This window comes from Luteimicrobium album (assembly GCF_030161555.1).
Taxonomy (GTDB): Bacteria; Actinomycetota; Actinomycetes; order Actinomycetales; family Cellulomonadaceae; genus Luteimicrobium; species Luteimicrobium album.
The window spans coordinates 2,107,550-2,128,866 of record NZ_BSUK01000001.1; the positions used below are offsets into that span (position 1 = coordinate 2,107,550).

General features: G+C 73.0%; 20 protein-coding genes, 3 tRNA genes and 5 pseudogenes. 13 read left to right on the forward strand and 15 right to left on the reverse strand.

Going from position 1 to position 21,317, the window contains the following annotated elements; all coding sequences use genetic code 11:
• The first annotated feature begins 249 nt into the window (after positions 1-249).
• The 6 genes and pseudogenes from QQK45_RS10895 (at position 250) to purM (ending at position 7,705) form a co-directional block, all read left to right on the forward strand.
• A complete protein-coding gene (locus tag QQK45_RS10895; RefSeq protein ID WP_284293274.1) occupies positions 250-1,812 on the forward strand; it encodes an ExeM/NucH family extracellular endonuclease in 1,563 nt (520 codons plus the stop codon).
• 342 nt (positions 1,813-2,154) lie between these two features.
• Positions 2,155-2,304 carry a hypothetical protein gene (locus QQK45_RS23185; RefSeq protein WP_284293275.1) on the forward strand — a complete coding sequence of 50 codons (150 nt, stop codon included), beginning with the start codon at positions 2,155-2,157 and terminating at the stop codon, positions 2,302-2,304.
• Positions 2,305-2,691: 387 nt separating this feature from the next.
• Positions 2,692-3,255, forward strand: a pseudogene (locus QQK45_RS22235) (bifunctional UDP-sugar hydrolase/5'-nucleotidase); the annotation flags it as partial.
• A 461-nt stretch (positions 3,256-3,716) separates the two neighbouring features.
• Complete coding sequence (locus QQK45_RS22240; protein ID WP_348525210.1) at positions 3,717-4,868, forward strand: 5'-nucleotidase C-terminal domain-containing protein; 1,152 nt, start codon at positions 3,717-3,719, stop codon at positions 4,866-4,868.
• 98 nt (positions 4,869-4,966) lie between these two features.
• Complete coding sequence (purF, locus tag QQK45_RS10910) at positions 4,967-6,517, forward strand: amidophosphoribosyltransferase (RefSeq protein WP_284293276.1); 1,551 nt, start codon at positions 4,967-4,969, stop codon at positions 6,515-6,517.
• 151 nt (positions 6,518-6,668) lie between these two features.
• Positions 6,669-7,705: pseudogene (purM, locus tag QQK45_RS10915) on the forward strand (phosphoribosylformylglycinamidine cyclo-ligase).
• Between the two features lie 55 nt (positions 7,706-7,760).
• Here the strand turns inward: purM and QQK45_RS10920 are convergent.
• Positions 7,761-7,961, reverse strand: coding sequence for a DUF3073 domain-containing protein (locus tag QQK45_RS10920; protein WP_036947463.1), 201 nt, complete (start codon positions 7,959-7,961; stop codon positions 7,761-7,763).
• Between the two features lie 383 nt (positions 7,962-8,344).
• Here QQK45_RS10920 and QQK45_RS10925 point away from each other — a divergent pair, with 383 nt between their 5' ends.
• Positions 8,345-8,566, forward strand: a complete 222-nt coding sequence (locus QQK45_RS10925) for a BldC family transcriptional regulator (protein ID WP_284293277.1) — start codon at positions 8,345-8,347, stop codon at positions 8,564-8,566.
• Between the two features lie 245 nt (positions 8,567-8,811).
• Here QQK45_RS10925 and QQK45_RS23190 read toward each other — a convergent pair.
• The 5 genes and pseudogenes from QQK45_RS23190 to QQK45_RS10945 form a co-directional block, all read right to left on the reverse strand.
• Positions 8,812-8,940: pseudogene (locus QQK45_RS23190) on the reverse strand (DUF3618 domain-containing protein); the annotation flags it as partial.
• Positions 8,937-9,353, reverse strand: a complete 417-nt coding sequence (locus QQK45_RS10930; protein WP_284293278.1) for a phage holin family protein — start codon at positions 9,351-9,353, stop codon at positions 8,937-8,939. The pseudogene QQK45_RS23190 and the gene QQK45_RS10930, both read right to left, overlap by 4 nt.
• 182 nt (positions 9,354-9,535) lie before the next feature.
• A tRNA-Phe gene (locus QQK45_RS10935) sits at positions 9,536-9,608 on the reverse strand.
• A gap of 54 nt (positions 9,609-9,662) precedes the next feature.
• Positions 9,663-9,736: transfer RNA gene (locus tag QQK45_RS10940), tRNA-Asp, on the reverse strand.
• Positions 9,737-9,837: 101 nt separating this feature from the next.
• Positions 9,838-9,910, reverse strand: a tRNA-Glu gene (locus QQK45_RS10945).
• Positions 9,911-9,982: 72 nt separating this feature from the next.
• Here QQK45_RS10945 and QQK45_RS10950 point away from each other — a divergent pair.
• Entirely contained in the window at positions 9,983-10,327 is a 345-nt protein-coding gene (locus tag QQK45_RS10950) for a metallopeptidase family protein (RefSeq protein ID WP_284295020.1), read from the forward strand.
• Positions 10,328-10,339: 12 nt separating this feature from the next.
• Here the strand turns inward: QQK45_RS10950 and galE are convergent.
• Positions 10,340-11,340: pseudogene (galE, locus tag QQK45_RS10955) on the reverse strand (UDP-glucose 4-epimerase GalE).
• A gap of 80 nt (positions 11,341-11,420) precedes the next feature.
• Here galE and QQK45_RS10960 point away from each other — a divergent pair.
• Entirely contained in the window at positions 11,421-12,227 is an 807-nt protein-coding gene (locus tag QQK45_RS10960; protein ID WP_284293279.1) for an alpha/beta hydrolase, read from the forward strand.
• A gap of 84 nt (positions 12,228-12,311) precedes the next feature.
• The gene (locus tag QQK45_RS10965) at positions 12,312-13,121 is read left to right on the forward strand and encodes an alpha/beta hydrolase (RefSeq protein WP_284293280.1); all 810 of its coding nucleotides are present in this window, start codon (positions 12,312-12,314) and stop codon (positions 13,119-13,121) included.
• An 8-nt stretch (positions 13,122-13,129) separates the two neighbouring features.
• On the opposite strand, the gene QQK45_RS10970 is transcribed toward QQK45_RS10965, so the two are convergent.
• The 5 genes and pseudogenes from QQK45_RS10970 to QQK45_RS10990 all read right to left on the reverse strand — a co-directional run bounded on the left by QQK45_RS10970 (position 13,130) and on the right by QQK45_RS10990 (position 15,534).
• Positions 13,130-13,537, reverse strand: a complete 408-nt coding sequence (locus QQK45_RS10970; RefSeq protein ID WP_284293281.1) for a hypothetical protein — start codon at positions 13,535-13,537, stop codon at positions 13,130-13,132.
• A 16-nt stretch (positions 13,538-13,553) separates the two neighbouring features.
• On the reverse strand, positions 13,554-14,075 hold the full coding sequence (locus QQK45_RS10975) for a glycerophosphodiester phosphodiesterase (RefSeq protein ID WP_284293282.1): 522 nt from the start codon (positions 14,073-14,075) through the stop codon (positions 13,554-13,556).
• Entirely contained in the window at positions 14,027-14,317 is a 291-nt protein-coding gene (locus QQK45_RS10980; protein WP_284293283.1) for a glycerophosphodiester phosphodiesterase family protein, read from the reverse strand. Before QQK45_RS10980 ends, QQK45_RS10975 begins: the two co-directional genes overlap by 49 nt.
• A 46-nt stretch (positions 14,318-14,363) precedes the next feature.
• Positions 14,364-14,492, reverse strand: coding sequence for a hypothetical protein (locus QQK45_RS10985; RefSeq protein ID WP_284293284.1), 129 nt, complete (start codon positions 14,490-14,492; stop codon positions 14,364-14,366).
• Positions 14,489-15,534: pseudogene (locus QQK45_RS10990) on the reverse strand (MFS transporter). Before QQK45_RS10990 ends, QQK45_RS10985 begins: the two are co-directional and overlap by 4 nt.
• Positions 15,535-15,564: 30 nt before the next feature.
• Between QQK45_RS10990 and QQK45_RS10995 the strand changes: the two are divergent.
• Positions 15,565-15,933 (forward strand): ArsR/SmtB family transcription factor, encoded by a 369-nt coding sequence (locus QQK45_RS10995; RefSeq protein ID WP_431310261.1) that lies wholly within the window; start codon positions 15,565-15,567, stop codon positions 15,931-15,933.
• A gap of 6 nt (positions 15,934-15,939) precedes the next feature.
• Here QQK45_RS10995 and QQK45_RS11000 read toward each other — a convergent pair whose 3' ends face one another.
• Positions 15,940-16,566 carry a dihydrofolate reductase family protein gene (locus tag QQK45_RS11000; RefSeq protein ID WP_284293285.1) on the reverse strand — a complete coding sequence of 209 codons (627 nt, stop codon included), beginning with the start codon at positions 16,564-16,566 and terminating at the stop codon, positions 15,940-15,942.
• 119 nt (positions 16,567-16,685) lie between these two features.
• Between QQK45_RS11000 and QQK45_RS11005 the strand changes: the two genes are divergently transcribed.
• Positions 16,686-17,612 (forward strand): alpha/beta fold hydrolase, encoded by a 927-nt coding sequence (locus QQK45_RS11005; RefSeq protein WP_284293286.1) that lies wholly within the window; start codon positions 16,686-16,688, stop codon positions 17,610-17,612.
• Here QQK45_RS11005 and QQK45_RS11010 read toward each other — a convergent pair.
• Both QQK45_RS11010 and QQK45_RS11015 read right to left on the reverse strand, forming a co-directional pair.
• Positions 17,555-18,349, reverse strand: a complete 795-nt coding sequence (locus QQK45_RS11010; RefSeq protein ID WP_284293287.1) for a glycosyltransferase family 2 protein — start codon at positions 18,347-18,349, stop codon at positions 17,555-17,557. The two genes, QQK45_RS11005 and QQK45_RS11010, sit on opposite strands and share 58 nt — an antisense overlap.
• A gap of 130 nt (positions 18,350-18,479) precedes the next feature.
• Positions 18,480-19,808, reverse strand: a complete 1,329-nt coding sequence (locus tag QQK45_RS11015; RefSeq protein ID WP_284293288.1) for an amidohydrolase family protein — start codon at positions 19,806-19,808, stop codon at positions 18,480-18,482.
• A gap of 62 nt (positions 19,809-19,870) precedes the next feature.
• Here QQK45_RS11015 and QQK45_RS11020 point away from each other — a divergent pair, with 62 nt between their 5' ends.
• Entirely contained in the window at positions 19,871-21,313 is a 1,443-nt protein-coding gene (locus tag QQK45_RS11020) for an amidohydrolase family protein (protein ID WP_284293289.1), read from the forward strand.
• Positions 21,314-21,317: the final 4 nt, after the last annotated feature.

Consider the following 21,317-nt stretch of genomic DNA (forward strand, 5'->3'; position numbering starts at 1 on the left):
CGATGCCGTCCCCGCGGTCAAGCCCGCGACGGTCGCCTTCCCGAGCACCGACGCGCAGCGCGAGAGCCTCGAGGGCATGCTGGTCGCGCCCACGGGCCACTACGTCGTCGCCGACAACTACGACACGAACTACTACGGGTCGTTCCTGCTCGCTGCGGGCGACAAGCCGTTCGTGCAGCCGACGCAGGTCGGCCGCCCGGGAGCGCCGAGGCGCAGGCCGCGGTCACCGACCGGGCCGCGCGCGGCGTCGTGCTCGACGACGGTGCGACGACCAACTTCTCGACGGCCGCCAACACGAGCAAGCCGCTCCCGTACCTCACGGGCGGCAAGCCGGCGCGCGTCGGAGCCCAGGTCACCTTCACGACCCCGGTGATCCTCGACTACCGGTACGACGCGTGGGCCTTCGAGCCGCTCGCCCAGCTCACGCCCGACGTCGCGGACGCCGTCCAGCCCGTCACGTTCGAGAACACCCGCACGGACGCCCCGAAGGTCGCGGGCACCCTGCACGTGTCGAGCTTCAACGTCCTCAACTACTTCACGACGACGGGCGACCAGCTCTCCGGCTGCCAGCCGTACACCGACCGCGACGGCAACCCGATCACCGTGAAGACGGGCTGCAACGCCCGCGGCGCGTGGGACGCGGCCAACCTGGACCGCCAGCAGACCAAGATCGTGAACGCGATCAACGGCCTCGGCGCGGACGTCGTCTCGCTCGAGGAGATCGAGAACTCGCTCACCACCGACGGCGAGAACCGCGACGCCTCGCTCGCGAAGCTCACGGACGCGCTCAACGCGGCCGCGGGCGCCGGGACGTGGAAGTTCGTGCCGTCCCCGGCGAACCTCCCGGCCGACGAGGACGTCATCCGCGTCGCATTCATCTACAAGCCGGCCGTCGTGCAGCCCGTCGGCGACTCGAAGCTGCTCGTGGGCTCGGCGGCCTTCGACGGGATCGCCCGCCAGCCGCTCGCCCAGACCTGGCGCCCGGTCGGTGGCACCCAGGCCGACGACGTCGTCGTGGTCTCGAACCACTTCAAGTCCAAGGGCACCTTCGACGGCGACAACCCCGGCCCGGGCGACACCGACACGGGCGACGGGCAGGGCGCGTACAACGCGACGCGCGTCAAGGAGGCGAACGCCGCCCTCGACTTCGCGACGGCGTTCGCGAAGGACGCGGGGACCGACAAGATCCTGCTGGTCGGCGACTTCAACGCCTACGGCCAGGAGGACCCGGTCAAGGTCATCACCGACGCCGGGTACACCGACCTGGGTGCCACGACGGGCAAGCAGACGTACCTGTTCGACGGGTACGTGGGGTCGATCGACCACGCGTTCGCGTCGGCGTCGCTCGCGAAGGTCGCCAAGGCCGACATCTGGAACATCAACTCGGTCGAGCCGATCGCGGGCGAGTACAGCCGGTACAACTACAACGTGACGAACCTCTACGACACGACGCCGTTCCGGTCCTCCGACCACGACCCGATCCTCGTGGGCCTCGACCTGCCGCTGAAGGCGCCGGTCGACGTGCGGCTCAAGGCGCTCACGGCCGTGCCGTTCTGCTCGGCCGGGAAGGTGTACCTGTCGACGTCGGTCGTGGCGGGCGAGCCCAAGCACGCGCTCGACATCCGCCTCACCACGACCTACGGCGACCAGAAGTTCACCAAGGTCGCGCCGCTGACGTCGGTGTCGCAGGTCTTCGCGACGGGCAAGGCCTCGATCCCGGCGGGCACCCTCACGGTCGCCGGCTACTACTGGGACGGCGCCGGCCACTACCAGGTCGACACCAAGGCGTACAAGGCGAAGGACTGCAGCTGACCGGCTCTGACCAGGGCAGGTCCTGAGGTCCCAGGTGGGGCCGGTAGGGTCGGGCGACGTGAGCACCACGCCCGACCCTGCCGGCCCCGCCGCGCGTCCGGAAGACGCCCGCACCCCCGACGACGAGACGACCTCGGGCACGTCGGCAGAGCCCGTCGCCGAGCCGGAGGACGAGGCCGAGCCCGTCGAGGTCGAGCTGCCCTCGGACGCGCGGGTCGAGGCGACCGACGTCGACGTCACCGCCGCCGTCGAGGGGCGGACGCGCCGCGCCCCCGGTACCAGAACTTCCTCAAGGCGGGGGCGCTGCTGGGCGCGGTCCTCGGTCTCGTGGTCGGTGGCCTCATGCTCTCGCGCTGGGGCGGGAACTCGATCGACAAGCCGGGCGTCCTCTTCTCGCTGGTCGTCCTCGCCGGGGTCTGCCTCGGCATGGCCGTCGCGGGCCTGCTCGCGGTCTACTCCGACCGCCGCAGCCTCGACCGCCACCGCGGCTGAGCGACGTCCCCGCAGGAGGGTCGTCCTCGGGGCGACACGCCGACGTCTTCCGCACGTCACAGTCTTGACACAGCCCCGACATACGGGTCAGGTGAGATCGCAACGCCACCTGTGCCGCTGACGTCGTGACCCTGCGTCCCGCTGCCCGGGTGGGACTCGGTCACCGACAAGGAGGCACCCGTGAGCACTGACAGCACAGCACCCACCACCGCCGGTCGACGACGGCGCACCCACCGCCGCGTCGTCGCGGGCTTCACCGCGGCCGCGCTCGCCGTCGGCGGCGGGTCCGTCCTGGCGGCGAACGCCGCGAACGCCGCGGACGACCCCACGACGACCCTCGACTTCGTCGCCATCAACGACTTCCACGGCCGCATCGACACGAACACCGTGAACTTCGCGGGGACCGTCGAGCAGCTCAAGGCGCAGAACCCCGACGGCACAGTCTTCCTGTCGGCGGGCGACAACGTGAGCGCGTCCCTGTTCGCCTCGGCCGTCCAGGACGACGCCCCGACCATCGACGTCCTCAACGCGCTCGGGCTCCAGGTCTCCGCGGTCGGCAACCACGAGTTCGACAAGGGCTACTCCGACCTCACGGGCCGCATCGACGACCGGGCGAACTGGCCGTACCTCGGCGCGAACGTCTACGAGCACGGCACGACGACGCCCGCCCTGCCCGCGTACGACGTGATCGACGTCGACGGCGTCAAGGTGGGCGTGATCGGGGCGGTCACGCAGGAGACCCCGACGCTGGTCTCGCCGGCCGGCGTCGCGACCCTCGACTTCGGCGACCCGGTGGCCGCCATCAACAAGACCGCGGACGAGCTCACCGACGGCGACCCGTCGAACGGTGAGGCGGACGTCGTCGTCGCCACGCTCCACGAGGGCGCGAGCGAGGGCACGCCCGACGGCGCCACGCTCGACCAGGAGGTCGCGGCGGGCGGTGCGTTCGCCGACATCGTGACGAAGACGAGCCCCAAGGTCGCGGCCATCTTCACGGGCCACACGCACAAGGAGTACGCGTGGGACGCGCCGATCCCGGGTGAGGCCGGCAAGACCCGCCCGATCATCCAGACGGGCGACTACGGCGAGAACGTCGGGCACGTCTCGCTCACGCTCGACACCGCGACCCACGCGGTCGAGTCGTACACGGTCCAGAACGTCGCCCGCACGACGACGCCGGCCGCGGACCTGATCGCGCAGTACCCGGCGGTCGCGAAGGTCGACGGCATCGTCAAGGACGCGCTCGCGTACGCGGACGAGGTCGGCAAGCAGCCCGTCGGCAAGGTCACGAGCGACATCACGACCGCGTACGTCGGCGGGTCGTACGTCAAGGGAAGTACACGCAGCCGGACCCGGCGAACCCGATCACCGGGCGTGACGACCGTGAGTCCGAGTCGACCCTCGGCAACACGGTGGCGAACGCGCTGCGCGACACCCTCGCCGACCCGTCGCGCGGCGGCGCGGAGATCGGCGTCGTCAACCCCGGCGGCCTGCGCGCCGAGCTCTTCAGGGGCGACGACGGCGTCATCAGCTACGCCGACGCGAACAGCGTCCTGCCGTTCGTCAACAACCTCTGGACCGTCACGCTCACCGGCGCCCAGTTCACGACGCTCCTCGAGCAGCAGTGGCAGACCGACGCCGACGGCAACCGCCCGTCGCGGCCGTACCTCAACCTCGGTCTGTCCGACAACGTCACGTACACGGTCGACACCCTCGACCCGAACGCGACGCCCGGCCACCACGTCCTGAGCGTCTACGTGAACGGCAAGCCCATCGACCCGGAGGGCGAGTACCGCATCGGCACGTTCTCGTTCCTCACCGAGGGCGGCGACAACTTCCGCGAGTTCCTCGAGGGCACCGACGCGAAGGACTCCGGCCTGATCGACCGTGACGGCTGGATCGACTATCTCGGCAAGCACCTGCCGCTGTCGCCGTCGTTTGCGCGCTCGCACGTCGTCGTCGACAGGGCGCCCAAGGCGACGCGGGCCGGCGAGGTCGCGAGCGCGAAGGTCTCGAGCCTCAACCTCACGTCGCTCGGCGCCCCGCGGAACACGTCGCTGACCGAGTACCTCGTGCCGTCGGGTGCGGCGTTCGACCCGAAGAAGCCGGGCACCTCGCTCGGCACGGCGTCCGTCAACGCGAAGGGCGTCTCCAGCGTCGCGATCACCGTGCCGACGACGACGAAGCCGGGGTCGTACGACCTGGTCCTCCTCGTGCAGCCCTCGGGCACGGTCGTGCGCGTGCCGCTCACGGTCAAGGCCCCGCTGCCCGCGGTCGCGACCAAGGCCCCGACGGCCGTCCCGTTCTGCTCGGGCGGCCAGGTCTACCTGAGCACCTCGGTCGTCAACGGCGAGGCGGACCACAAGATCGACGTCCGGCTCACCACCGCGTTCGGTGACCAGAAGTTCAGCGGCGTCGCGCCGTTCACCTCGGTCTCGAACGTCTTCGCCACGGGCAAGACGTCGGTCGACGCCGGCTCCGTGACCATCGCCGCCTACTACTACGACGGCGCCGGCCACTACCAGACGTCCACGAAGGCCTACGCGGCCAAGACCTGCAAGTAGCGCTGTGGGCATGCGTTCGGCTGTCAGGGAGCTCCGGAAACAGCCGAACGCATGCCCACAACGGGGCCAGGTCCTTCACAACCGCTGTGTCACACTAGATGCGTGGCCCCCGCGGAGATGGACGTCTCAACCACGATCTGATGCCAGGCGAGAAGGGCCCGCAGGATGCTTGCGGGGTCTTCGGTGTCTGGGCACCCGGCGAAGAGGTCGCCAAGCTCGCCTACTTCGGTCTCTACGCGCTCCAGCACCGCGGCCAGGAGTCCGCGGGCATCGCGACCAGCAACGGTGAGCAGATCCTCGTCTACAAGGACATGGGGCTCGTCTCCCAGGTCTTCGACGAGACCGCGCTCAACGCGCTCACGGGCCACATCGCCGTCGGGCACTGCCGCTACTCGACGACGGGCGGGGTGACCTGGGAGAACGCGCAGCCGACCCTCGGCCCGACGGCGTCGGGCACGGTCGCGCTGGGGCACAACGGCAACCTGACGAACACCGCGGAGCTGGTGAACCTCGTCGCGGAGCGGTACGGCGCGCAGCGTCGCGGCGAGCTCGCACGGGGCAACACCACGGACACCGCGCTGGTCACGGCGCTCCTCGCGGGCGACCAGGACCACACGCTCGAGGCGACGGCGCTCGAGGTGCTCCCGCGCCTGCGCGGCGCGTTCAGCCTGGTCTTCATGGACGAGCGCACCCTCTACGCGGCGCGCGACCCGCAGGGCGTGCGCCCGCTGGTCCTGGGCCGGCTCGAGCGCGGCTGGGTCGTCGCGTCGGAGACGCCGGCCCTCGACATCGTGGGCGCGTCGTTCGTGCGCGAGGTCGAGCCGGGCGAGCTCATCGCCATCGACGCCGACGGCCTCCGGTCGACCAAGTTCGCCGAGGTGGAGCGCGCGGGCTGCATCTTCGAGTACGTCTACCTGGCGCGCCCCGACACGTCGATCAACGGCAAGTCCGTGCACGCGAGCCGCGTCGAGATGGGCCGCGAGCTCGCGCGCGAGCACCCCGTCGAGGCGGACCTCGTCATCCCGGTCCCCGAGTCGGGCACGCCCGCCGCGGTCGGGTACGCGCAGGAGTCGGGCATCCCGTTCGGGCAGGGCCTGACCAAGAACGCGTACGTGGGCCGCACGTTCATCCAGCCGTCGGACACGCTCCGGCAGCTCGGCATCCGGCTCAAGCTCAACCCGCTGCGTGAGGTCATCCGCGGCAAGCGGCTCGTCGTCGTGGACGACTCGATCGTCCGCGGCAACACGCAGCGCGCGCTGATCCGGATGCTCCGCGAGGCCGGCGCCGCTGAGGTGCACGTGCGGATCAGCTCCCCGCCCGTGAAGTGGCCGTGCTTCTACGGCATCGACTTCGCGTCGCGCGCCGAGCTCATCGCGAACGGGCTGGGAGTCGACGAGATCGCCGCCTCCCTGGGTGCCGACTCGCTCGGCTACATTTCGATGGAGGGCCTGATCGCCGCCACCGAGCAGCCCTCCAGCCAGCTGTGCACGGCCTGCTTCAGCGGCCACTACCCAATCGAGCTGCCGCCGGCCGACCAGCTCGGCAAGCACCTGCTCGAGCAGGACGTGCTGCCCCTCGGCGCCCCGGAGGACGGCCTCCTGTCGTTGTCCGTGGGCGCGGGCGGCGCGAACGCGCTCGACCACCCGTGACCTCGGGCTCGTTCCTCTCACGTCCCTCGGGGCGTTCTTTTCCCTTGCCGTCACGACGACGCCACACCCCTGGAGATCACCTGTGACCGATGGTCTGACCTACGCCGCCGCGGGCGTTGACACGGAGGCCGGCGACAAGGCCGTCGAGCTCATGAAGAACGCGGTGCGCCGCACGCACGGCCCCGAGGTCCTCGGTGGGGTCGGCGGATTCGCCGGCCTGTACGACGCGGCGGCGCTCACCCGCTACCGGCACCCGCTCCTCGCGACGTCGACGGACGGCGTGGGCACGAAGGTCGCGATCGCGCAGGCCCTCGACGTGCACGACACGATCGGCTTCGACCTCGTCGGCATGGTCGTCGACGACATCGTCGTGGTGGGCGCCAAGCCGCTCTTCATGACCGACTACATCGCGTGCGGCAAGGTCGTGCCCGAGCGGATCGCCGACGTCGTCCGCGGGATCGCGGCCGCGTGCGAGGTCGCGGGCACGGCGCTCGTTGGCGGCGAGACCGCGGAGCACCCCGGTCTCCTCGGCCCCGACGAGTACGACGTCGCCGGCGCCGCGACGGGCGTCGTCGAGGCGGATGCGCTGCTCGGCCCCGACAGGGTGCGTCCGGGCGACGTGCTGATCGGGCTCGGGTCGTCGGGCCTGCATTCGAACGGGTTCTCGCTCGTCCGCGCCGTCGTGAAGCACGCGGGCTGGGAGCTCGACCGGCACGTCGACGAGTTCGGCAAGACGCTCGGCGAGGAGCTGCTCACCCCGACGCGCGTCTACGCGAGCGACTGCCTCGCCCTCGCCGCCGACGACGCCGCACAGGTCCACGGGTTCACCCACGTCACCGGGGAGGGCTCGCGGCGAACCTGGCGCGCGTCCTGCCGGCGGGGACCATCGCGACCGTCGACCGGGCGTCGTGGGAGGTGCCGGCCGTGTTCCGCACCGTACGGGACCTCGGGAAGGTGCCGCAGCGCGACCTCGAGAACACCCTGAACCTGGGCGTGGGCATGGTCGCGATCGTGGGGGCGGAGGGCGTCGACGCCGCGCTCGCGCGCTGTGAGGCGCTCGGGCTGCCGGCCTGGGTGCTCGGAACCGTCGAGCAGCACGACCCGTCGACGACGATCGGTGAGGACCTGGTCACCGGCACCAAGGGCGTCCACGCGGGCGCGGTGCGGATGATCGGGAGCTACCGTTGAGAGACCGGGGTGATGCCGCACGCCGTCCGGCGGGCGGCATCACCCGACGGAGACGTCAGCGCTCGTCGTTCCAGTCGTTGTAACGATCCTGGAACTCGTCGTCGTTCGACTCGAGCCTCGAGTCGGTGGCGACGTCGGTGTGAGACGAACTTCCGCCGAGCTCGCGTTCGAGCGCGTGGTAGTTCGTGTCGGGGCTGTAGTACTTCAATCGGCGAGCGACCTTGGTCTGCTTCGCCTTCTGACGGCCGCGTCCCATATGGCTCGACCCCCTCAACGTGAAAGCCAGGGCAGGCGACGCGCAGACGCGTGCGGCCCTGGTGATGTCTCGTCTGTTCCAGTGCACAACGGTACATGGTCCGAGGCGGTTCCGACCACTCGCGCGCCGGGCGGGTCGTGCGGAGCACCCTCTGGAGGGGGCCGTTCGGCCTGGTACGGCCCCGGTCGGGGGTGCCCGGGCTGCTCGACGTGTCCGACATCACGCACGCGTGCCGTTCTTCCCGCTCGTGGCCTCTCGCCTCATTTCACCCATCGCCCGAGTAGTCGACTTTGCGCGGACTGTCATCATGGAAGGGAGATGTGGCGTCGTGCAGAGGGCGTCCGGCACCCGCTGGACCGTGCGGCGCACTGTGGAGGTGGAGCATGACTGCACACGGCATGCAGGGCGAGCCCGAGGTCCTCCTGACCCCGGCCGAGGTCGCAAGCCTCTTCCGCGTGGACCCGAAGACGGTCACCCGGTGGGCCAAGGCGGGGAAGCTCTCCTACATCCGGACGCTCGGCGGCCACCGTCGCTACCCCGAGGCGGAGGTGCGGGCGCTGCTCGGCGCCGCGACGACCTCGGACGACGACGCGAAGAAGAACTGAGCCGAGAACCACTCGACCGAGAGGTCCGCGGCCCCGCGGTACGAGCGCGGGCAGCGGCCCCTCGGTGCGGGCCCCGACGCGACGGTGCGGGCAGGGCTGCTAGCGCTTGCGCAGGATCGCCCGCGCGCCCAGCGCGACGACGGCGACACCCACCCCGACGAGCACCTTGACGTTCCGCGCCCGGTGCTCCTGGCGGGGCATCCCGTCCCCGTGAAGAGGCCGGCAGTGTCCGTGGCCGCCTGCTTGGTCGACGCGGCGAAGCGCGACGCCTGGGCACGCGGGTCGAGGTGGGCCGACAGCTCGTCGACGGTGCTCGCGAGCTCGGCGCGGGCCTGGGCGAGCTCCTCCTGGAGCTGGGTCTCCTTGGTGCTCATCGGGCACCACCTCCCTTGAGCGCGGCGAGGTCCTGCTTGAGGCTCTGGACGGTCTCGTCGGTCTTCGGGACGCCCCGCTGGAGCGACTTGACGCCGACGAACGCGAGCACCCCGACGATGATCAGGAGCCCGACGGCGGTGAGGAGGGCGGCGAGCCAGTCCACGAAGACGTGGGCGAGCCCGAGGTACCCCGCGAAGACCAGGTAGACGAGGATGAAGAAACCGAGGACGCCTGCCACGACGAGCAGCGCGATGCCGATCCCGGCGTTCTTGGCCTTCTCGACGAGCTGTGCCTTGGCGAGCTCGATCTCGGTGCGTGCGATGCGGGTGACCTGCTCGGTGGCCTTCTCGACGAGCCGTCCGAGCGACGGTCGCTGTTCCGAGGCGGGCCGACCGTCGTCCCAGTCGCTCATGCGTCCTCCCTCTCCGTGGCCCGCTGTGTTCGCGAGGTCGACGTCCACGCTCTGGGCCCACCCCGAGACTATCGAGTGCGCAGGTCGGGTGCAGAGCAAGGCGGCTGGTGGGAGCGGCGGCCTCGGCCCGGGCGCAGGAACGGCGAAGGACCCCAGGGTTGATCCCGAGGGTCCTTCTGCGGTGGCTCCGACCGGCGTCGATCCGGTGACCTTTCGATTTTCAGTCGAACGCTCTACCAACTGAGCTACAGAGCCCTGACGAGAACACCCGACCGCGTCGTTTCGACGTGACCGGGTGTCGCTGTCGAGCGACCCTGACGGGACTTGAACCCGCGACCTCCGCCGTGACAGGGCGGCGCGCTAACCAACTGCGCTACAGGGCCTGGTGGTGATCCGCTCCGTGAAGCGAACCGAGAGGATCGTATCGTACCGAGGAGCCGATCCCGAAATCCGGTCCCGGCCCCGGCTCGAGCGACCGCTCGCGTACCCCCAACGGGATTCGAACCCGTGCTACCGCCGTGAAAGGGCGGGGTCCTAGGCCGCTAGACGATGGGGGCTCAGGGACGACCGCAAGTGTACAGGCGACGCCCCGAGGGCTGCCCGCCTGCGAGGATGGGCGCGTGGTGGAGATGACGCGCGAGGAGTTCGAGGACGCCGTCCGGGACGCCCTCGACGAGATCCCGCGCGACCTCGCCGCCCAGATCGACAACGTCGTGGTGCTCGTCGAGGACGACGCGCCCGCCGACGACCCCGAGCTCCTCGGCCTCTACGAGGGCACGCCGCTCACCGAGCGCGGCTCCTGGTGGGCGGCGGGCGCCCTGCCCGACCGGATCACGATCTACCGCAACCCCACCCTCGCGATCTGCGAGACCCGGGAGGACGTCGTCGAGGAGGTCGTGATCACGGTCGTCCACGAGGTCGCGCACTTCTTCGGCATCGACGACGAACGCCTCCACGAGCTCGGCTGGGCCTGACCGGCCCCCTTCTCAGGCGGGGTGCGTCCGGCGGGCCTCCCAGGCGGACCCGACCATCTGGTCGAGCGTGTGCCGCATGGCCCAGTCGAGGTCGCGGGCCGCGGCCTCACCCGACGCGACGATGCGCGCGGGGTCGCCGGGGCGGCGCGGGGCGACGTCGGGCGTGAAGTCGATGCCCGTCACGCGGGCCATCGCGTCCATGATCTGCCGCACGGAGACGCCGTCGCCGGAGCCGAGGTTGTAGACGGGCGCGAGCTCGCGGCCCGCCGCGAGCGCCTGCGCGGCGGCGACGTGCGAGACGGCGAGGTCGGCGACGTGCACGTAGTCGCGCACGCAGGTGCCGTCGGGCGTGGCGTAGTCGGTGCCGTTGATGCGGGGGTCCGGCCCTCGAGCAGCGCGTCGAGGACCAGCGGGAAGAGGTTGTGGGGGCTGGTGTCGTACAGGTCGGGGGAGCCGGAGCCGACGACGTTGAAGTACCGCAGCGAGGTGTGCCGGAACGGCGTGCCGCCGGTGGCGTCGGCGGCGCGCGCCTCGTCGGCGAGCAGCCACTCGCCGACGAGCTTCGACTCGCCGTAGGGCGACTCGGGGTGGGTCTCGGTCTGCTCGGTCACGAGGTCGACGTCGGGGGTGCCGTAGGTGGCCGCCGACGACGAGAAGACGATCCGGGTGACGTCCGTCTGCGCCATGGCGTCGAGCAGGCTCACGGTGCCCGTGACGTTCTGCGTGTAGGTGTGACGGGGGCGCTTGACCGACTCGCCCGCGTACTTGAAGCCGGCGAGGTGCACGACGCCCGTGACGTCGTGGTCGCGCATGGTGGCGACGAGGGTCTCGGTGTCGAGGATCGACGCCTCGACGAAGGGGACGGCGGGTGCGGAGCCGGTGCCGTCGGGCACGAACGCCCGGTGCCCCGACGACAGGTCGTCCACGACGACGGGCTCGATGCCCGCCTCCACGAACGCACGCACCACATGGGATCCGATGTAGCCGGCACCGCCGGTCACGAGCCACGTCATGGGCGACACGCTAGCTCACCGGGTGGATCCGTCGGCCCGGGGCCCTTCCGCCCGGGACGCCTCTCTGGTTCACTCGGACCATGACGTGGAAGCGCTCCCACAGGCCCCGCCGCGCCGTCGCGGTCACCGCTCTCGCCACGCTCGTGGCGGCCGCCGTCACGGCGTGCTCGTCCGACGACGGCGCGGGTGGCGGGGCGAGCGCGTCGCCCTCGCCGAGCGCCAGCGAGCGGCCGCTCGTCGGCGCCGCGTGCGCGGCGGACGCCGCGGGCGGCACCCAGGTGCGGTTCGGCGGCGACGACTACCTCGCGGGCGTCGTCATGGGGTCCGGGACCACGGGGGTCGTGCTCGCGCACGAGTACCAGTCCGACTCCTGCAACTGGCTGCCCTACGCCAAGACGCTCGCCGACGAGGGCTACACCACGCTCACGTTCGACTTCGCCGGCTACGGCGCCTCCGAGCTCCCTGCCGGGACGGCGAGCAACGACGCCGACGTCGCCGAGGCCGCCGCCTACCTGCGGGCTCACGGCGCGTCGAAGATCGTGCTGCTCGGGGCGTCGATGGGCGCGCAGGCGGAGCTCAACGACATCAAGACGGTCGATCCCGAGGCCGTCGTCTCCCTGTCCTCGCCGTGGTCCTTCGGTAGCGAGGCGGTCGACCCCTCGGGCGTGACCGTCCCGGTCCTGCTCCTGGCGGGCAGGACGGACTCGGGCGGTGGGTTCGCCGAGAGCGCCCGGCTGATCGCCTCGAAGGCCCCGAGCAAGCACGCGACGGTCGCGATCGTCGACTCGTCCGAGCACGGAACCGGGCTGCTGCGGTCGGTGCAGCGCACGGCCGTCGAGAAGAAGATCGCGACGTTCCTCGCGACCTACGCGCCGCCGACCTCCTGACGGGTGGACCGTCGACATCTCACCAGGTGAGCGATTCGTCAGCGGCCCTTCCCAACATCGTCCGCCCTCTGGTTCACTCGGCCCATGATCCGGACGGCACGCCGGGCGCGCGGCCGCGCCGCAGCCACCCTCCTCGCGGCGGCGCTCGTCGTCGTCGCGGCCGCCTGCTCCTCCGACGACGGCGGTGACGGCCGGCCGTCGGGGTCGCCCTCGCCGTCACCGTCCCCGAGCGCGGTGGCGCTCGTCGGGGTCGGGTGCCCGTCCGACGTCGAGGGCGGTACGCAGGTGCGGTTCGGCGACGACGACTACCTGGCCGGCGTCGTCATGGGGTCGGGGACGACCGGGGTCGTGCTCGCGCACGAGTACGAGTCGGACGCCTGCAACTGGCTGCCCTACGCCAAGACGCTCGCACAGAAGGGCTACACCACGCTCGTGTTCGACTTCGCCGGCTACGGTGCCTCCGACCTGGCGAACGGCACGCAGAGCACCGTGGCCGACGTCGAGGCGGCGGCGGCCTACCTGCGTGCGCACGGCGCGAAGAAGACCGTCCTCATGGGCGCGTCGATGGGCGGCAACGGCGTGCTCGCGGCCACGAAGGACGTCCACCCGGCAGCCGTCGTCTCGCTGTCCGCACCCCGGACGTTCAACGGCGTCTCGGTCGACGGGGCCGACGTCACGGCGCCCGTCCTCTACGTCGCGGGGAAGTACGACAGCGGCGGCAGCTTCGCCGCCGACGCGCGCTCCATGGCGAGCGCGACCCCGAAGGGTCGGAAGACGCTCGCAGTGCTCGACGCGGGCGAGCACGGCACCGCCCTGCTTCGTAGGCCCTCCGCCGAGACCGTCGAGCACGACATCACGACGCTCCTCGGGAAGTACGCGCCCGCTGCCTCCTGAGCGACCGCTCAGGCCGCGGCGGCGCGGACCAGCGTCAGCAGCGCCTCGGCGTACGCGTCCGAGGGGTCGTCCGCGCTGAAGGAGCGCTCCCCGTCGGGGAGCACGACTGCGACCGTCCAGCGGGTCCCGGCGCGGGTCAACGAGCGGAACGTCCCCGCCAGGAGGCCCCGGAGCTGGTGCTCCGCGGGCAGCCACAGGGCGTCCTCGAGCGCGACCGAGTCGAGCGCCCACTCGGTCGTCCCGTTGAAGCCCAGGACCGAGCCCGTGTCGTAGTGGTGCTCCTCGATCGTCATGTCCGAGACCGTGAACACCTGCTCGTCGAGACCGTCCGCGTCGAGCACGAACCGGTCCCCGTCCTGGGGCGTCCAGCGGACGCCCGCGTCACGCAGGGCACGAGCGAGGGAGCGAGAGATCATCGCCTCAGTATCGCCGCTACGCGGAGTCGCGGCCGCCGACGGCGCTCGGAGGGAGCGACCGCCCGTCCAGCCAGCCGCGCAGACGGTCGGGCTGGTTGGTGATGACGCCCTCGACGCCCGCGGCCATGACGGCGGTCCAGACGACCGGGTCGTCCAGGGTCCACGGGTACACCTCGAGGCCGGCGTCGTGCAGCTCGCGCACCCGCGACAGCCGCTCGCGCAGCAGCCGCTTGGCCGGGTTGCAGGCCGCCACCCCGAGGTGCCGGCAGGCGCGGACGACGTCGGGCGTCCACAGCTCCACCAGGAGTGCGCGGGGCAGGTCCGGGGCGGCGTCGCGCAGGGCGGCGACCGTGCGTCGTCGGAAGCTCTGAAACACGGCGCGCGAGCCCAGGCCCGCGACCTGGACCGCGTCCGTGACCCGGCGGGCGTCGTCGGGCCGCCACAGGCCCTTGAGCTCGACGAAGACCCCGACAGAGCCGTAGCGCGCGATCAGGTCCAGCGCCTCGGTGAGCTCGGGGACGCGCTGCCCGGCGAACACGGGGAGAAGCGGGTGCCCGCGTCGAGCTCGCGCAGCTCGGCGAGCGTGAGGTCCTTCACTCGCCCGGAACCGTCCGTCGTGAGGGTCACGTCGCGGTCGTGGATCACGACGAGCGCGCCGTCGCGGGTGCGCCGGACGTCGAGCTCGACGGCGTCCGCGTCCACGCGGCACGCGGCCTCGAACGCGGCCAGGGTGTTCTGCGGGGCGACGGAGGAGTTGCCTCGGTGGGCGACGACGCGCATGCGTCCACCCTGCCTCCTCGGGGCCCCCGGAGCGAACCCGCCGCGGTCACGCCCGGACGGGAGCGACGTCGGCGGCGCGGCGCCCGACGCGGGCGGCCGCCCAGGTCACGGCACCCGCGACGACCGCGGCGAGGGCGCCGACGGCGCCCAGCGAGCCGGCGTGCCCCGCACTCACCACGGCGCCCCCGAGCGCCGCGCCGAGCGCCATCCTGACGTAGATCGCCGACCCGTTGAGGCCGAGCGCGACGGTCGGCACGTCGGGCGCCACGGCGAACAGCCGGAACTGCGAGGGGTGACGAGCTGCGCGCTCGCGAGGCCGAGCACGAGGAGCAGCACGCCGACGAGGACGACCGAGCCGCGTGCCGCGCCGACGAGTGCGAGGCAGACCGCTGTGGCCCCCACGCCGGCGAGCGTGACCGCGACCGGTCCGCGCCGGCCGACCAGCCGGTTGCCCACGACCTGGCCCACGCCCAGCAGGACGAACAGGGCGACGAGCGTCCCGCCGCCGGTGTCGAGAGCGAGCGGGAGGTAGGCGGCGAGCACGTTCAGCGGAGCGAGGGCGACGACGGCCGTCACGAGGACCGCGAGGACCTGGGGGCGGACGAGCACGCCGAGGCGGGTGCGGAGCGACGTCGGCGGGACGTGCGCGGACGGGAGGACCAGGGCGCTCGCCCCCGCGACGGCCGCGAGCCCGGCGACGACCCAGAGCGAGCCGCGCCAGCCGACGGCCTGCCCGAGCAGGACGCCGAGCGGGGCGCCGAGGAGTGCCGCCAGCGTCGAGCCCGCGGTGACGGCCGCGAGGACCGCGCGCGGCGCTCGTCGGTGGTGAGCAGCCCGGCGACGGCATAGGCGTTCGCCTGGAACGCCGCGGCGCCGAGGGCGGCCACGACGCGTCCGCCGAGCACGACCGCGTAGGTCGGGCCGGCCGCCTGGGCGACCATGCCGAGCAGGAAGACGCCGAGTCCGAGCACGAGCAGCGTCCGCCGGTCCCACCGGCCCGTCGCCGCGGCGAGCGCGGGCGAGCCGACGGCGTAGGTCAGGGCGAACGCGGTCGTGAGCTGCCCGTCGGTGGCGGCCGTGACGTGCAGGTCGCGCGCGATCTGGGGCAGGAGGCCGGCGACGACGAACGCGTCGACGCCGAGCGCGAAGGTTCCGGCTGCGAGGATCGCGAGCTGCCGGGTGGTCAGCACATCGTTCGATGAGCGTCGAAGAATCACGCGGTCGACGCTAGAGGTATCGTTCGACGGGTGTCAATGGTTCGACGGATATCGATCGATGAGCGGGCCGAGCTCCTGCCCGAGCCGCCCGTCGCCGAGCTGACGCTCACGACGGTGCTCGCGGCGCTCGCCGACCCGGTCCGCCTGACGCTGCTGCGGGTGATCGCCGACGCGGGGGACGGACCCATCGACTGCGGCGACTGCGCCGCCGCGGCGCCCGACATCACGCGGAGCGAGTCGACGATCTCCCACCACTACAAGGTGCTGCGCGACGCCGGGATCACCCGCACCCACAAGCAGGGCCGGCACCGCATCATCGAGATCCGGCGCGGCGACGTGGAGGCCCGGTTCCCCGGGCTGCTCGACGCGGTGCTCGCGGCGCCCGGGCCCGGGGCCTGAGCGACGTCAGGCGTCGACCGACCGGTACACCGGCCGCCCTGCCGGGCGATACGTCGTCACGACGATCCCGCTGCCCGTCCGCCGCACGTCGCCGAGCGTGAACGCGGCGCTCGCGGAACCCGTCGGGAAGAGCCGCTCCCCGTGGCCCAGGACCACGGGGAAGGTCAGGAGGCGGAGCTCGTCCAGCAGCCCCTGGGCCACGAGCCAGTCCACGAGGGTCGGGCTCCCGTGTACCTGCAGCTCGTCCCCGACCGGCGACGGCGGCGCCTCCTTGAGCCGCTCGACGGCGGAGCGCACGTCCTCGCCGTCCCGGCCCACCACCTCGGTGCCCGCCCACGCGGGGTCGATGAGCGTCGTCGAGACGACGTGCTTGGGCAGGTCGGCGAGCCGCTGCGCCACGACGTCCGGGGTGCCGTCGACCTCGCGCGGCGCCGACGGCCAGTACGCCGCGAAGATGTCGTAGGTCCGGCGGCCGAGGAGGAACGCCGCCGCCCGGCCGAACACCGCGGTCACGACCTCGTTCATGCCCTCGTCCGCGTACGGGGCGAGCCAGCCGCCGCGGTCGAACCCGCCGCTGCGGTCCTCGGACGGGCCGCCGGGGCCCTGCACGACGCCGTCGAGGGTCTGGAACATGGTCGCCGTCAGCCTCATAGCGCCCCAGCCTCGCCGGTGGGGGCGTCGGACGCCAGAGTCTGCAGGTCACGGGTCGGTCACGGGCACCGGGTGGCCAGGCTTCGGCTAGGTTGAGGGCGGTGGACACGCACGCGGGCTTCGACTGGGCGGCACCCGTCGCGGGTGCGCGCTATCACGGCGTGCGCGTCCCGAGCGGGACGCTGGCCGCCGTGACCCTCCCCGCCGACCCCGACGCCGCACGGGCCGCGGTCGGCGGCCGCGTCGTCCTCCTGCCCGGCCTCACGGGGTCGAAGGAGGACTTCGCGCTCGTCATGCCGCTCCTCGCGCACGCCGGGTTCGACAGCGAGTCCGTCGACCTCGCCGGGCAGTACGAGTCGTCGTCCGCGGGGCCGCGAGGCGTGGCGTCCGCAGGGGCCAGCCCGTCATCGTCCTACGACTACCCGCTGTACACCGCCGACGTGACTGCGCTGCTCGAGGCGGGCGAGCCCGCCCACGTCGTCGGGTACTCCTTCGCCGGGGTCGTCGCTCAGCTCGTCGCGGTCGCCCGGCCCGAGCTCGTGCGCAGCCTCACGCTCGTCTCCACCCCGCCCGGGTACGGCAACGGGTTCCGGGGCGTGTCCTGGATCGGGTGGGCCTCGGGGGTCTTCGGGCCCCGCGTCGCGGCCGCGCTCATGCTCTGGGGCGTCCGGAACAACCTCAACCGCGTCGACGCGGACCGGCTCGCGTTCGTGCGGGCCCGGCTCGGCGCCACGCGCCGGGACAGCGTCGACGACACGATCGCCCTCATGATGGCGATCCCCGACGTCCGGGACGCCGTCGCGGCGCTGCCGGTGCCCAAGGTCGTCGCCGTCGGGCGGCACGACCTGTGGCCCGTGCGGCGGCATGCGCGCTTCGCGGCGAGCATCGGCGCCGAGCTCGGCGTCTACGGCTCCGGGCACAGCCCCAACGAGACCGCGCCCGCGGCGCTCACAGCCGACCTCGTGCGCCTCTACCGGGCCGCGCCGTCGTCGGGCGAGAGCGGGGGAGCGGGCGGCTCGGCCGAGTGACGACGGCGCCACGCGCGCCGCTCGGCGCGGTGGCGGAACGGCTCGGACTCGGGCCAGCACACGCGGACCGTCGTCACGACGAAGCGCAGACGCCGGCCCAGCGCCGACCACGAGTCGAACGGCCGCGCCGAGACCCCGACCACCCACGCGTCGTCGTGCACGACCCGCATCCACGGGCGCACCTGGAAGCTCAGGTCCAGGTCGTCGTGGATGTCCGGGCGGTCGCGGTGGACGAGCGTGCGCACCTCGCGCCACGCCTCCCGCCGCATCGCCATCGACGACCCGAACAGCGGCGCGTGACCCAGGTACGGCCCGACGACGGCGTACAGCCCGCCGAGGTACCAGTGGTCGCCCATCCAGTTCACGACGTGCCGCGGGCCGTAGAAGCGGCCACGGCCCGTCAGGAAGTCGGGGGCGTCCGGGCCCGTGAAGTGCTCCGCGAGGCGCTCGATCCAGTCGCGCGCCGGCACCGAGTCGGCGTCGAGCCGGGCGATCACGTCCTCCGTCGCCGCGTCGTAGCCCGCCGCCGACGCCGGCCAGATCCCCCGGGTGCGTTCCGTCACCAGGGTCGCGCCGTGCGCCCGGGCGACGTCGGCGGTGTCGTCGGAGGAGTCGTTGTCGACGACGATCACGCGGTCCGGGCGGCGCGTGCCCGCCTCGAGCGCGGCGAGGCAGCGGCGCAGCAGGGCGGCGTCGTCGCGGCTCGGCACGACGACGACGATCGAGGGGACGGTCACGACTCGCGAGCCTACGTGCTGGTGGGCCGTGCGCCGACGAACTACGCGGAACCAGCGGTTTCACTCCCGCCGCGAGAGTGGGCTATGGTGTGCAGCGGTGACGCGGTATCCCCCTGCACCGCGTCACCACCTAAGCTTCCGAAGCCCCGGTCCGCTGCGAGCGGCCGGGGCTTCGTCGTGCCCGGAGGTTCGCGACGACCTCGCGCTCGTCGACGTCGACCAGCGCGTAGTCCCGCACGACGACGCGACCGCCGACCACGACGTGCCGCGGGCGCCGGCCCGGGGCCGCCCAGAGGAGCCCGGCGACGGGGTCCGCGACGCCCGCGTCCGCGACGCCCGAGACGTCCCACACGCACAGGTCGCCCGCCGTGCCCGCGCCGAGCGTCGCGAGCTCGGGCCGTCCGAGGCCCGCGGCGGAGCCTGCTGTCGCCATCCCCAGCACGGTCCGCGCCGGGAGCTGCGGCCCGACGAGCGCGGAGACCTGCATCGCGAGGCGCGCGTCGGCCAGGAGGTGGCCCGCGTCGTTGCTGCCGCCGCCGCTCGTTCCGAGCCCGACCGTCAGGCCTGCCTCGAGCATCGTCGCGACCGGGGCGACGCCCCAACCCATCGGCACGTCGCAGCCCGGTGCGTGGGTCGCGGTGACCCCGGCGGCGGCCAGGCGCGCGATCTCGTCGTCCGTCACGTCGCACAGGTGGGCGACCGTCACGTCGTCGGCGAGCCAGCCCCACGCCTCGAGCAGGTCGAGGGGTCGCCGGCCGTACCGCTCGAGAGCGATCGCGGTGTCGACCTGCTCGTTCGCCTGGGTGCGGCGGCGCAGGCCGTGCTCCGCGGCGACCGCGCCGAGCTCGCGGAACGTCGCCTCGTCGTCCGAGTGGACGCCCGCCGGCCCGACGGCGAGCTGCAGCATCCCGTCCTCGCTCACGCCTCTCCCGGCCCCGCCGCCAGGGAGGAGGGCGCGCACGATCGCGTCGGCGGACCTCGCCGCCTGCGCGGCGTCCTCGCGGGCCGAGCCGCGGACCAGGACGAGGCGGGCTCCGACTCCCCGCACCGCGTCGGCCGTCGCCCGGGCGAGCTCGACCGTCCGCTCCGCGTCGACGTCGTGCGGCCAGTTGAGGTGGTGGTCGGCGACCGTCGTGACGCCGCTCAGCAGCGACTCCGCGGCCCCGACCGCGGCTGCCGCGCGGTACAGGGCGGGGTCGTGGCCCGCCGCGTCGTAGGCGGCCGCCATGGTCGGCAGCCACTGCGCCATCGGGACGCCGCGCGTGCCCGGCAGGGTGCGGAACGCGCTCTGGAGCAGGTGGTGGTGGGCGTTGACGAGGCCCGGGGTGACGACGCAGCCCGCGGCGTCGAGGGTCGTCGTGCCGGGGAGCCCGTCGTCGAGGACCAGGGGGCCGTCGGTGCCGGGGCGCTCGGTCGCGGCGTCCACCAGGACGCGCTCCGCGGAGGTGACGTGCAGCATGCGGGCCGTTCTACCAGCCCCGTGTCACGCGCCTGTAACGCGGCGTGCGTAGCCTCCCCGCCATGACGGACGACACGAGGCCCGAGACCCTGCAGGCGGCTGTCGCCGGCCCGCCCACGCTCGTCCGAGGGCGCTGGGTGCTCACGGCGGCCCCGGACGGCGCCGCCACGCCGGCGTGGATCCGTGACGGCGCGGTGCTGCTGCAGGGGGACCGGCTCGTGGCGGTCGGGACGTGGGCCGAGCTGTCCGCCCTGCACCCGGACGCCGCGGTGCGCGGCGGCGAGCACGACGTCGTCACGCCCGGTTTCGTCAACACGCACGGGCACTTCAGCGAGGGGCTCATCACCGGGATCGGCTCGCAGTACACGCTCTGGGAGTGGCTGCACGCGCTGATCGACCGCGTGAACCCCGTCATGCACGACGGCGCCGCGCACGCCGGCACGACGCTGCAGGCGATCCAGCTCCTGCGCAGCGGCGTCACGACCGCGAACGACATGTTCTGCTCGGACCCCGGGCGGGACGCCCCCGTCACGCCGGGCGTCGTGCGCGCGCTCGACGAGGTCGGGCTGCGCGGCGTCGTGTCGTTCGGGTCGGGCGACGCCGACCGCGACTTCGGGTTCGACGCCATCGCCGGCGAGTGGGACGCCCTGCGCGAGGCGGCCGACGCGAGCCGGCTGTCGACGTTCCGGGTGGGGATCTCCGTCGTCGGGCGGCAGACGCCCGAGGCGCTCGAGCGCTCCGTCGCCTACGCGGCCGACCACGGCGCGGGTGTCCACATCCACCTGCAGGAGGTGCGGGAGGAGGTCACCGCCACGTTCCAGCGGACCGGGCGGAGCCCGGTCGCGCACTGCGCGCACGAGGGGCTGTTCGCGGTGCCGACGATCGCGGCCCACTGCGTCTGGGTGGACCGGCGTGACCGCGAGCTGATCGCCGAGCACCGGGTCGGGGTCGCGCACAACCCCGTCGCGAACATGATCCTCGCGAGCGGGATCGCGCCCGTCGCCGAGCTGCGGGCCCTCGGGGTCGACGTGGGCATCGGCGTCGACGGGCCCGCGTCGAACGACGCGCAGGACTACCTGCAGGCCATGAAGGCTGCGGCCCTGCTGGCCCGCACGCGCGACCTCCAGGCGACCGCGATGTCGGCCCGCGAGGCGTTCGAGCTGGCGACGATCGGTGGCGCCCGCGCCTTGCGCATGGACGCCGAGATCGGCTCGCTCGAACCCGGGAAGAAGGCGGACGTCGTCGTGCTCGACGGGGAGTCGCCGACGCTCGCGAACGTGCACGACCCCTACCAGGCGGTCGTCTTCGTGGCGGGGTCGCGCGAGGTCAAGGAGGTCTGGGTCGACGGCGAGCCGAGCGTGCTGGGCGGGGACGTCGTCCGCGTCGACGTCGCCGAGGCGGTCGCCGCCGCTCGCCCGGTCGCCGACCGGCTGGTCGCGGAGGCCGGGCTGGGGCGGCTCTCGGCCCTGGCCGGCGGGCCGCTCGACGCGACCGAGCGGGTCTGAGCGG

Coding starts and splice junctions, on each gene's coding strand:
- QQK45_RS10930 (WP_284293278.1), bottom strand. CDS start 9,353: ATGAGCGACTGGGACGACGGTCGGCCCGCCTCGGAACAGCGACCGTCG.
- QQK45_RS11020 (WP_284293289.1), top strand. CDS start 19,871: ATGACGGACGACACGAGGCCCGAGACCCTGCAGGCGGCTGTCGCCGGC.
- QQK45_RS11015 (WP_284293288.1), bottom strand. CDS start 19,808: ATGCTGCACGTCACCTCCGCGGAGCGCGTCCTGGTGGACGCCGCGACC.
- QQK45_RS10920 (WP_036947463.1), bottom strand. CDS start 7,961: ATGGGACGCGGCCGTCAGAAGGCGAAGCAGACCAAGGTCGCTCGCCGA.
- QQK45_RS11000 (WP_284293285.1), bottom strand. CDS start 16,566: ATGTTCCAGACCCTCGACGGCGTCGTGCAGGGCCCCGGCGGCCCGTCC.
- QQK45_RS10950 (WP_284295020.1), top strand. CDS start 9,983: ATGACGCGCGAGGAGTTCGAGGACGCCGTCCGGGACGCCCTCGACGAG.
- QQK45_RS10925 (WP_284293277.1), top strand. CDS start 8,345: ATGACTGCACACGGCATGCAGGGCGAGCCCGAGGTCCTCCTGACCCCG.
- QQK45_RS10965 (WP_284293280.1), top strand. CDS start 12,312: ATGATCCGGACGGCACGCCGGGCGCGCGGCCGCGCCGCAGCCACCCTC.
- QQK45_RS10960 (WP_284293279.1), top strand. CDS start 11,421: ATGACGTGGAAGCGCTCCCACAGGCCCCGCCGCGCCGTCGCGGTCACC.
- purF (WP_284293276.1), top strand. CDS start 4,967: ATGCGTGGCCCCCGCGGAGATGGACGTCTCAACCACGATCTGATGCCA.
- QQK45_RS10970 (WP_284293281.1), bottom strand. CDS start 13,537: ATGATCTCTCGCTCCCTCGCTCGTGCCCTGCGTGACGCGGGCGTCCGC.
- QQK45_RS10980 (WP_284293283.1), bottom strand. CDS start 14,317: ATGCGCGTCGTCGCCCACCGAGGCAACTCCTCCGTCGCCCCGCAGAAC.
- QQK45_RS23185 (WP_284293275.1), top strand. CDS start 2,155: ATGCTCTCGCGCTGGGGCGGGAACTCGATCGACAAGCCGGGCGTCCTC.